At 73.5% G+C, this 249-nt stretch carries 1 protein-coding gene; it reads left to right on the top strand.

Annotated elements, in window-relative coordinates; genetic code table 11:
* A partial coding sequence (locus AC1RQI_RS17395) for a hypothetical protein (RefSeq protein WP_481905859.1) occupies nt 1-249 on the top strand: 249 nt, incomplete at both ends.

Here is a 249-nt window from a genome sequence, read left to right as displayed (position 1 = left end):
CCATCGCCGCCTATAATTCCCTGCGCTACCTCTGGCGCGGCGACGCCACCGAGCTGGAATCCATCCGCGCCCTCGGCCAGATCTATCTCTCCCAGGGCCGCTATCGCGAGGCCCTCACCGCCCTGAGATCAGCGGGCGCCCGGCGCCCCGACCTGCCCGCCGGCGCCGCGGTGCAGGACGACCTCGCCGCAGCCTTCCGGCGTCTGTTCCTGGAGGGCGGCGCGGACGGCCTGGATCGGCTCCAGCCCG

This window comes from Salicola sp. AFF1, from assembly GCF_056783195.1.
This window is presented reverse-complemented; position numbering and strand designations above follow the sequence as displayed.